We start from the raw sequence: 9162 nt of genomic DNA, 5'->3' as shown, positions 1-9162 counted from the left end.
GCGGGGGGCGGGCGGGGGGGGGGCGGGGGGCCGGCGCGGCGCGCCCCCCCCCCGCGGGGGGACTAGGGGGCCGGGCCGGGGGGCGGGCGGGGTTGGGGGGGGGGGGGGCGAGGAAACTCAGGATGCGAACAACCGCACAGCCCAAGCCGCATGCACCTCCGCCCCGATCTCCAGCAACGGCGCCGAAACCGCGGGCAGTTCATCGACCCCGTCGGCGGCGACGCGCCGCGCCGCCTCCACGGCCCGGTCCGCGAGCCGGTCCAGCTCCGGCGCCAACCGGGCCAGCACGGCCGTGGCGTCGAAGGGATCGAGGCTCAGCAACCGCACCGTCGCACTCGCCGGCCCGCTCACACTCTCGTACGCCGCGCAGTACGCCGCCTCGACGGCCCCCAGCCCGGCAGCCCGGGCGGTGACTCCGAGCACGACCGGCTGATGGGCTCCCTTGGGAAACCGCCGGGCCAGGTCGTCGAGTTCCGCGGACGGCCAGGTCGCCCGGGCGGCCCGCATCAGCTGCCGGCCGAGCTTGCGGCCCGCCGTACGCAGCGCGGGCGACGGTGTACGCGCGTCGGCCGCCTCGTCCAGGGCCACCGCGTCGCCCCCCAGCGCGGCCGCCGCCGCGAGCGAGGCCGCGACCAGCCCCGCCGTGTGCAACCGCCCCCGGCAGAAGGCCTCAAGGCTCTCGGCCCCGGTGATCCGCCCCGCCTTGACGGCCGCCTCGGCCCCGCCGGAGTGGGCATGCCCTCCGGCGGGAAACCGGCCGTCGGCCAGGACGAGAAGTGCTGCTCGTGACATCGGAACCCGGCCCTCAGAAGAGGAAGTAACGCTGGGCCATGGGCAGTTCGGCGGCGGGCGTGGCCTCCACCAGCTCCCCGTCGATGTGCACGGCGAAGCTGTCGGGGTCGATCCGTACGTCGGGCCGCGCGTCGTTCTGCCGCATGTCGGCCTTGGTGACCCCACGCGTCGACTCGATGGCCACGAACCGCTTCCCCAGCTGCAGCCGCTCCGGCAGCCCGTCCTCGATCGCGAGCGGCGCCACGAAGTTGACCGAGTTCGAGGCCGGTGCCCGCCCGATCGCACCGAACATCGGCCGGGGCAGGATCGGCTGCGGCGTCGGGATGGACGCGTTGGCATCGCCCATCTGCGCGTAAGCGATCTGCCCGCCCTTGATGACGAGGTGCGGCTTGACGCCGAAGAACGCCGGCTCCCACAGCACCAGGTCGGCGAGCTTGCCGCTCTCCACGGAGCCGATCTCACGGCCGAGACCCTGCGCGAGCGCGGGGTTGATCGTGTACTTGGCCACATACCGCCGCACCCGCAGGTTGTCGGCGCGCCCGTCCCCCGCCAGCGCACCGCGCCGCCCCTTCATCACATGGGCGGTCTGCCAGGTCCGCATGATGACCTCGCCCACCCGCCCCATGGCCTGCGAGTCGGAGGAGATGATCGAGATGGCGCCGAGGTCGTGCAGTATGTCCTCCGCCCCGATGGTCGACGGCCGGATCCGGGACTCGGCGAAGGCGAGGTCCTCGGGCACCGCCGCGTTGAGGTGGTGGCAGACCATCAGCATGTCGAGGTGTTCCTCGGCGGTGTTGACGGTGAACGGCCTCGTCGGGTTGGTCGAGCTGGGCAGCACATGCGGCTCGGAGACGACGCTCATGATGTCCGGCGCGTGCCCGCCGCCCGCACCCTCGGTGTGGTACGCGTGGATGCCCCGGCCGGCGATCGCGGCGAGCGTGTCACCGACGAAGCCCGCCTCGTTCAGGGTGTCCGTGTGGATGGCGACCTGGATGCCGGTCTGGTCGGCGACGGTCAGCGAGGCGTCGATGACGGCGGGGGTGGAGCCCCAGTCCTCGTGCAGCTTCAGGCCGAGCGCGCCGCCGCGGATCTGGGACAGCATCGCCTCGTGGGAGACGGTGTTGCCCTTGCCCAGCAGGCCGAAGTTGATGGGGTGCTCCTCCATCGCCTCCAGCATCCGGGCCAGATGCCAGGGCCCGGGCGTGACCGTGGTCGCCTTCGAGCCCTCGGCGGGGCCGGTGCCGCCGCCGACCAGCGTGGTGATGCCGGAGGCGAGCGCCTCGTCGGCGATCTGGGGGCAGATGAAGTGGACGTGCGCGTCGATGGCGCCGGCCGTCAGGATCCGCCCGTTGCCGGCGATGATCTCGGTCTCGGGGCCGATGACGAGGTCCGGGTACACCCCGTCCATCGTGTCCGGGTTGCCCGCCTTGCCGATGCCGGTGATCCGGCCGTCGCGGATGCCGACGTCGGCCTTGACGATGCCCCAGTGGTCGATGATCACGACGCCGGTGATGACCGTGTCGGGGGTGCCGTCTGCGCGCGTAGCACGCGCCTGGCCCATGGACTCGCGGATGACCTTGCCGCCGCCGAACACGGCCTCGTCACCGGCCAGCCCGGGTCCGCCGGAACGGTCCTCCTCGATCTCGACCAGCAGGTCGGTGTCGGCGAGCCGGATGCGGTCGCCGGTCGTCGGACCGAACAGGTCGGCGTACGCGGCACGGGAGATCTCAGGCATCGAGGGCACCTCCGGTCTCACCGCGCAGTCCGGGCACCACACGGGCGCCGGTGAGCGGGACGAGTTCGACGTCGACGGGGATCCCGGGCTCGAAGCGCACTGCGGTGCCGGCGGCGATGTTCAGCCGCTTGCCGCGCGCCGCGGCACGGTCGAAGTCCAGGCCGGGGTTGGCCTCGGCGAAGTGGTAGTGGGAGCCGACCTGGACGGGCCGGTCGGCGGCGTTGAGGACGGTCAGCCGGGTCACCTCACGGCCCTCGTTGTACACAATCGGGCCGTCGGCGAACAGGATCTCTCCGGGGATCATCGATGCCCCCTTCAGACGATCGGGTCGTGGACGGTGACGAGCTTGGTGCCGTCCGGGAAGGTCGCCTCGACCTGGACGTCGTGGATCATCTCGGGGATGCCGTCCATGACGTCGTCACGGGTGAGCAGCTTGCGCCCGGAGGACATGAGCTCGGCGACGGTACGGCCGTCCCGGGCGCCCTCAAGGATGTGCGACGTGATGAGGGCGACCGCCTCGGGGTGGTTCAGCTTGAGGCCGCGCGCCCGGCGCTTCTCGGCGACGTCGGCCGCCACGTGGATGAGCAGCCTCTCTTGCTCGTGCGGGGTCAGTTGCACGTCCCACCTCACAGTCCTCGCCCGGACCGTGCGGGGTCCGGTTGCCGCGGCCACCGGGCAAAGTCCCAGGTGGCGTGGAGGGGCAGGCTAGTTGGACCGCATTTCAAGCAAGTTAACCGAGCTGTGATCCGCTCACGCCGCCGACTGTTCGTCCGGCATGCTCATCAGTGCCCGCAGACCGTCCTGGAGGACTTCCACCGGCGCCGCCCCGAAGAGGGCCTGCTGGGCGATGAACCCCTGCACCGCGGCGATCATGGTGCGTGCCGCGTGTTCCGCGGGGATGTCCGACCGCATCATCCCGGCCTCCTGGTACGCCTCGACGGCGAGCACCCATCTCTCGCGCAGCTCCGTGTACACGTCCGTCAGCACGGCCGCCAGCTCCTTGTTGCGCACGGTCTCCGCCCAGACCTGCAGCATCAGGCGCGGGAACAGCGCCTCCCCGTCGACGTTCAGGGACGACCAGACGCGCAGGGTCCGTCCCAGGACCAGGCCGACCAGGAGGTCCGGCGGTGGCGGCGGGCTCTGCCGGGCGACGTCCGCGAAGGCGGCGCGGATCTCGCCGAGCACCTCTTTGACGATCGCGGCGATCAGCTCGTCCTTGCCGCTGAAGTAGCGGTACACCGCTCCGGCCGAGAGGTCGACCTCCTTCAGCACATCCTGCATGGAGGTGGCGTGGAAGCCGTTGCGGGCGAAGAGCCGGGCGGCGCCGTCGAGGATCTGCCGGCGGCGGGCGTCGAGGTGCTCCTGGGATACGCGTGCCATGGTCCACAACGTAAAACGAACATTCCTTCTTGACAAGGAAGCGTGACCGGAGGACGGTGGCGACATAGCCAAAACGAACGATCCTTCTTTTTAGCCTGAGCCCTCTCGGGCCCCCTCAGGCCCCTCTCAAGCCCTCCCAGGGAGTTCCCATGTCCACCCGCCGCCTGATCGCGGTCGTCGTGCTCGTCCCCGTCCTCGCCGCCCTCGCCCTGTGGGCCTTCGCCTGGCCCGCCGCCCGCACCGCTCCCCGCGACCTGCCGCTCGGCGTCGCCGGACCGGCCGCGGCCACCGCCCAGGTGGAGCGGCAACTCGCCCAGCGGGACGGCGCGTTCGAGATCCATCGCTACGCCGACGAGGCCGCCGCCCGGGACGCCATCGAGGACAGGACCGTGTACGGCGCGGTCGTCGTCACGCCACAGGGACCCGAGCTGCTGACGGCCTCGGCCGCGAGCCCGACGGTCGCCCAGATGCTGCAGCAGGCGGTGGCACGGCAGGCCGCCGCCGAGGGCACCGAGGTCAGGACGGTCGACGTGGTCCCCGCGCCCGAGAGCGACCCGCGCGGCGCGGCCCTCACCGCTAGCGTCCTGCCGCTCGCCCTGGCCGGTATGGCGGCCGGCGCCGCGGTGACCCTGCTGGGCCTGCGCGGCGCACGCGCGGCGACCGCCCTGGTCGGCGCCGCCGCACTGATCGGCGTGACCACGGCCGCCCTCGCGCACAGCTGGCTGGGTGTCGTGGCCGGCGACTGGTGGGCCGAGGCGGCCGTGTTCGCCCTGTCGACGCTGGCCGTGAGCGCCGCCGTCGCGGGCCTCGCCGCCCTCATCGGCACCGCCGGTGTCGGCATCACGGCGGGCGTCATGATGCTGTTCGGCAACCCCTTCTCCGGGGCGTCCTCCGCTCCGCAGATGCTGCCCGAGCCGGCCGGCACGATCGGCCAGTGGCTGCCGCCGGGCGCGGGCGCGACCCTGCTGCGCTCGGTCTCCTTCTTCGACGGCGCGGCGGCGGCGGGCCCGGCGCTGATCCTCACCTGGTGGGCCGCGCTGGGCCTGGGTGCCGTACTGCTGGGGAACGCGCTCAAGGCGCGCACGAAGAGCACCGAGCCCGCATCCGAGAGGGAACTGGCCACCGTCGGCTGACCGACTCACACACCGAACCGACCGTGCACCCCCGCTGTAGCGGACGGGGGTGCACGGTCTCGTCGTTTCCACGAGGGGCCCGGCCCCGATCTACGAGGGCCCGGTACCCCGATGCTCCGCCGCGATCCCGAACCGATGCCGTTCGCGGGGAGCGGAAGCGACCTCGCGGACGCTGGAGACCGCGCTGATCACCTGCTCCTCGACGGGCGCGTCGAGGGCATCGAGTCGCTCCAGGTCAGCGGCGGAGACAAGGGCGACGAGGGGCTTTCCGTGCCGCGTCACGACGACGCGCTCGCCGCCGTACACCACGCGGTTGATGAGGTCGGCGAGCTCAGCCCTGGCTTGCGTCACCGGAATCTCGTAGGCCATGCTCCCCACATTACGTCATGTACGTCCTGTACATTTTTTACGGGCACCCCGCCAAGGGAGCGTGAGCCATGACCCGACCGTCCGCCCGCCATGTCCTGCCCGAGTTCACCGAGCGTACGAGCAACGGCACCCGGACCCAGGACCCCTACTCGAAGCTGCTGGAGGAACGGATCGTCTTCCTCGGCACACAGATCGACGACATCTCGGCGAATGACGTGATGGCCCAGTTCATGTATCTGGAGCACAAGAACCCCGACCAGGACATATCGCTGTACATCAATTCGCCGGGCGGCTCGTTCAGCGCCATGTCGGCGGTCTACGACACGATGCAGTACGTCACCTGTGACGTGGAGACGATCTGCCTCGGCCAGGCCGGCTCGGCCGCCGCGGTCCTGCTGGCGTCGGGCACCGCGGGCAAGCGGTTCGCACTGCCGGGGGCCCGGGTGGTGATCCATCAGCCGGGGCTGCCCGAGCCGGTCGAGGGCCAGGCGAGCGATCTGGCCATCCAGGCCGACGAACTGACACGCGTTCGGGTCCGCCTTGAGGAGATGCTCGCCCACCACACCGGGCGCGACCGGGAACAGGTGAGCGAGGACATCGAGCGGGACAAGATCCTCGACGCCCGGGAGGCACTGGAGTACGGGCTGGTGGACCGGATCATCCCGAGCCGCAAGGCCACCCTCGCCCCGCCGACGGGACGGTGACCGGCCGGTGCTTCCACCCGAGTTGCCGCCCCTTCCCGCGCTGACCCGCGCGGAGGGGGAGCTGATCGACCGTTACCTCGACGTGGTCGACCTGCTCGGCCGGATCAACCCGGCCCAGCACGGCGACACCTACCGCGGACTGCGCGCCGCCCAGGCGCTCGTGAGCAAGGCGGCCGCGCTGCGGGACGCGCTGGCGCTGATGCACCAGCGCGGCGAGACGGAGCTGCACGCGCTCACGCTGGCGCGTGCGTTGCGCGTGCTGGACGGGGAGCGCCGCACGGCTCGCGTCACGGTGCCGCCGCGCTCCGACAGTTGACGTCCCCTACGGACCCGGATCCGGACACCCCGACCCTCTGACGAGGCGTCCGGCCCGGCGCCGAAACGGACCAAATGGCGTACCCCCTTTCGGCGTAGTCACCTCTCCTTTTGCGCGCCCTTCAGGGTTGCGCAAGGGGCATGACCGCTAGGCGGAATTGGGCGTTCCATCCCTGGTCCGAGGCTCCTCGGGCACCTGGACACCGACCCGGACGCAAGGGTGTCCACCCGAACGGGTGAGTGGTGAGTAACACCACAAATCCCCGATTCCGTTGGGTTTTTCGTTCATCCGTGCGTCAAGATCCCTGTCTGACGACAAGCCCCCGCCACAGCGGCGGGGCGGTCCGGGCGGACGCCGAGTCCTGCCGCCGCCCGGATGACCGGTCGACAGGAGTGGATCGGCAGGAGTGGAGGACCCGAGCAAGACGGGTCGCCGGAGCGGACGTTCGTTCGAGCCGAGCAACCCTTGGGGTGAAGCCGCGGCAACGCGGCCGGGCAACTTCGCCAGCCCGAATCCGACAGGTCATCCTTCACAGGCGGCTGACGAAGGGTTGCGCATGACTGCGCTCAATCGTGTCCCGTCGCTCATGGTCCGGGCCGGTACGGCTTCGGCTCTCACCATCGCCGCCGTGGGCGGATCGATCGTGGCACCCGGCTTCGCCTCCGAGGCGGAGGCCGCCACGCCGGCGTCGAAGGCACTTCAGGTCGCGGCCTCGAAGAAGGGCTCCCCGTACAGGTGGGGCGCCACCGGGCCGAACCGGTTCGACTGCTCGGGGCTCACGCTGTACTCGTACAAGAAGGCGGGCAAGAAGCTGCCCCGTACGGCGGCCCAGCAGTACAACAAGACACGCCACATCTCCGCCGGCAACCGCAAGGCCGGGGACCTGGTGTTCTTCCACTCGGGGTCGAACGTCTACCACGTAGGCATCTACGCCGGGAAGGGAAAGCTCTGGCACTCCCCGAAGAGCGGTGACGTCGTAAAGCTGCAGAAGATCTGGACCAGGAGCGTCTGGTACGGCCGGGTCAAGTGACCCTCCCGGGGGCGGTGGCGGCGGTCTGACACGCCGTCACCGCCCTCGGGGCCGCAGGCTCTCAGAGGGCCGCCAGCGGCCCCGCGAGGAGCCCCAGGCCGAAGGCCGTCAGCGCGGCGCCCGTACCGACCGTGACCGCCCTCGCGGCGCGCGGCCGGCGCAGCCACCTGCCGAGCCGGTCCACCAGCAGGGCGACCACCTGGAACCACACCAGCGCGATCGCGAGCACGATCAGCGCGAGCAGCAGCGTCCGGGGCAGCGCCGGAGCGCCCGCGGGCACGAACTGCGGCAGCACGCTGAGGAAGGTCAGCGACGCCTTCGGGTTGAGGGCGTTGGTGACGAAGCCCTGCCGCAACGGGCGGCCGGTGGAGTCCTCGCGCGCGTCGGCCACCTCGGTGTGCCGCTGCCGCAGCGTCTGGACGCCCAGATACAGCACATAGACACCGCCCACCACCTGCAACGCCCGGAACAGCGCCGGTACGGCGGCCAGCACCGCGGCGACCCCCACCACCGCCAGCGTCACATGGACCAGCAGCCCGGCCCCGATCCCGAGGGCGCAGGCGATGCCGGCCCGGCGGGAGACGAGGGCGTTGCGTACGACGACGGTGAAGTCGGCCCCGGGCATGGCGACCAGGCCGGCGGAGACCCCGGTGAAGGCGATGAGCTGAGCGTCCATGCGGCCAGAGTGCCGTGCGGAAGCCTTCAGCAGGTATGTCGAATATTCTGGAAGGGCCTTAAGCATCGCTTTAGGCTCGGCCCGTCCGGAGGAAGCCACCATGTACGACCCGACCCGCCTCGCCGCTCTGGTTGCGGTCGCGGAGGCGGGGTCGATCACCAGGGCCGCCGAGCGGCTCGGCTACACCACGCCCGCGCTCTCCCAGCAGCTGGCGAAGCTGGAGCGCGAGACGGGCACCGCCCTTCTGGTACGGCACCACCGCGGGGCGCGGCTCACCGGCGCGGGCGAGTTGCTGGTGGCCAGGGCACGGCGGGTGCTCGACGAGTTGGAGCGGGCCCGGCACGAACTGGCCCGGCTGACCGGGCTGTCCGGCGGCACGCTCCGGCTGGCCACCTTCCAGACCGCCGGCATCCATCTGCTGCCCCCGGCCCTGAGCGCCTTCCGCCGGGCCCATCCGGACGTGGAACTGACGATCACGGACTACGAACCCTCGGCCGGTGTCGCCGCCGTGGCCTCCGGCGAGGTCGACCTGGCCCTGACGCACACCTACGAGCCGGGCGATCCGACCCCGCTCCCGTCCTCCGTCGGCGTCGAAGCGATCCTCGTGGAGGAACTGGTCCTGGTCTCCGCCCCGGGCCACGCCCTCACCAGCGGGTCCGCTCGCCTCCCCCTGGCCGAACTCGCCGGACAGCCCCTGATCAGCATGGCCCCGGACGCTCCGGCCCGGCGGGGCGTCGAGGCGGCCCTGGCCCGGGCCGGCGCCACGCCCTCGGTCCTGGTCCCGACCCCCGGGTATCTCCTGGTGTGTGCGCTGGCCAGCGCGGGGCTCGGCGTCGCGGTCGTACCGGAGATGGTGGCGCGCACGTCGGTCACTCCGGTCGGGGTGCGCGCGCTGGAGGACGGCGGCCTGCGCCGTACGATCTCGGTCGCCCACCGCGTGGACGAGGCGGCTCCCGCGGCGGACGCCTTCAGGGCGTTGCTCCGCGGCACCTTCGGCCGAGCCCATCAGCCCTGAGCGGGCCTGGTC

At 71.7% G+C, this 9162-nt stretch carries 12 protein-coding genes and 1 riboswitch; of the genes, 5 read left to right on the top strand and 7 right to left on the bottom strand.

From position 1 onward, the window contains the following. Nucleotides 1-117: 117 nt before the first annotated feature. From ACFWYS_RS36930 to ACFWYS_RS36910, 5 genes are all read right to left on the bottom strand, one after another. Nucleotides 118-792 carry an urease accessory protein UreF gene (locus ACFWYS_RS36930; RefSeq protein WP_384778737.1) on the bottom strand — a complete coding sequence of 225 codons (675 nt, stop codon included), beginning with the start codon at nt 790-792 and terminating at the stop codon, nt 118-120. Nucleotides 793-805: 13 nt separating this feature from the next. Beyond that, entirely contained in the window at nt 806-2527 is a 1722-nt protein-coding gene (locus ACFWYS_RS36925; protein ID WP_384778734.1) for an urease subunit alpha, read from the bottom strand. Then, nucleotides 2520-2831, bottom strand: coding sequence for an urease subunit beta (locus ACFWYS_RS36920; RefSeq protein WP_107912060.1), 312 nt, complete (start codon nt 2829-2831; stop codon nt 2520-2522). The genes ACFWYS_RS36925 and ACFWYS_RS36920 overlap by 8 nt, the downstream gene beginning before the upstream one ends. Nucleotides 2832-2842: 11 nt before the next feature. Then, on the bottom strand, nt 2843-3145 hold the full coding sequence (locus ACFWYS_RS36915; RefSeq protein WP_147997413.1) for an urease subunit gamma: 303 nt from the start codon (nt 3143-3145) through the stop codon (nt 2843-2845). 132 nt (nt 3146-3277) lie between these two features. Then, nucleotides 3278-3907 (bottom strand): TetR/AcrR family transcriptional regulator, encoded by a 630-nt coding sequence (locus ACFWYS_RS36910; RefSeq protein ID WP_384778730.1) that lies wholly within the window; start codon nt 3905-3907, stop codon nt 3278-3280. 149 nt (nt 3908-4056) lie between these two features. On the opposite strand from ACFWYS_RS36910, the gene ACFWYS_RS36905 reads away from it, so the two are divergent. Next, nucleotides 4057-5040, top strand: coding sequence for an ABC transporter permease (locus ACFWYS_RS36905; RefSeq protein ID WP_384778727.1), 984 nt, complete (start codon nt 4057-4059; stop codon nt 5038-5040). A 90-nt stretch (nt 5041-5130) separates the two neighbouring features. Here the strand turns inward: ACFWYS_RS36905 and ACFWYS_RS36900 are convergent, their stop codons facing one another. Next, a complete protein-coding gene (locus ACFWYS_RS36900) occupies nt 5131-5409 on the bottom strand; it encodes a type II toxin-antitoxin system Phd/YefM family antitoxin (protein ID WP_384778724.1) in 279 nt (92 codons plus the stop codon). Nucleotides 5410-5477: 68 nt separating this feature from the next. On the opposite strand from ACFWYS_RS36900, the gene ACFWYS_RS36895 reads away from it, so the two are divergent. The 3 genes from ACFWYS_RS36895 (at nt 5478) to ACFWYS_RS36885 (ending at nt 7459) form a co-directional block, all read left to right on the top strand. Then, on the top strand, nt 5478-6113 hold the full coding sequence (locus ACFWYS_RS36895; protein WP_384778721.1) for an ATP-dependent Clp protease proteolytic subunit: 636 nt from the start codon (nt 5478-5480) through the stop codon (nt 6111-6113). Nucleotides 6114-6120: 7 nt separating this feature from the next. Then, nucleotides 6121-6429, top strand: coding sequence for a hypothetical protein (locus tag ACFWYS_RS36890; RefSeq protein WP_384778718.1), 309 nt, complete (start codon nt 6121-6123; stop codon nt 6427-6429). Nucleotides 6430-6771: 342 nt separating this feature from the next. After that, a riboswitch (cyclic di-AMP (ydaO/yuaA leader) is annotated at nt 6772-6982 on the top strand. Nucleotides 6983-6985: 3 nt separating this feature from the next. Further along, complete coding sequence (locus ACFWYS_RS36885; protein WP_384778715.1) at nt 6986-7459, top strand: C40 family peptidase; 474 nt, start codon at nt 6986-6988, stop codon at nt 7457-7459. A gap of 61 nt (nt 7460-7520) precedes the next feature. Here the strand turns inward: ACFWYS_RS36885 and ACFWYS_RS36880 are convergent, their stop codons facing one another. Further along, complete coding sequence (locus tag ACFWYS_RS36880; RefSeq protein ID WP_384778713.1) at nt 7521-8135, bottom strand: LysE family translocator; 615 nt, start codon at nt 8133-8135, stop codon at nt 7521-7523. Nucleotides 8136-8235: 100 nt separating this feature from the next. Between ACFWYS_RS36880 and ACFWYS_RS36875 the strand changes: the two genes are divergently transcribed. Continuing rightward, the gene (locus ACFWYS_RS36875; RefSeq protein WP_384778710.1) at nt 8236-9150 is read left to right on the top strand and encodes a LysR family transcriptional regulator; all 915 of its coding nucleotides are present in this window, start codon (nt 8236-8238) and stop codon (nt 9148-9150) included. Nucleotides 9151-9162: the final 12 nt, after the last annotated feature.

It is taken from the genome of Streptomyces sp. NPDC059010 (assembly GCF_042740355.1).
Classification (GTDB): domain Bacteria; phylum Actinomycetota; class Actinomycetes; order Streptomycetales; family Streptomycetaceae; genus Streptomyces.
Note: the sequence above shows the minus strand (reverse complement) of the source record. Positions and strands in the feature narration are given on the sequence as shown.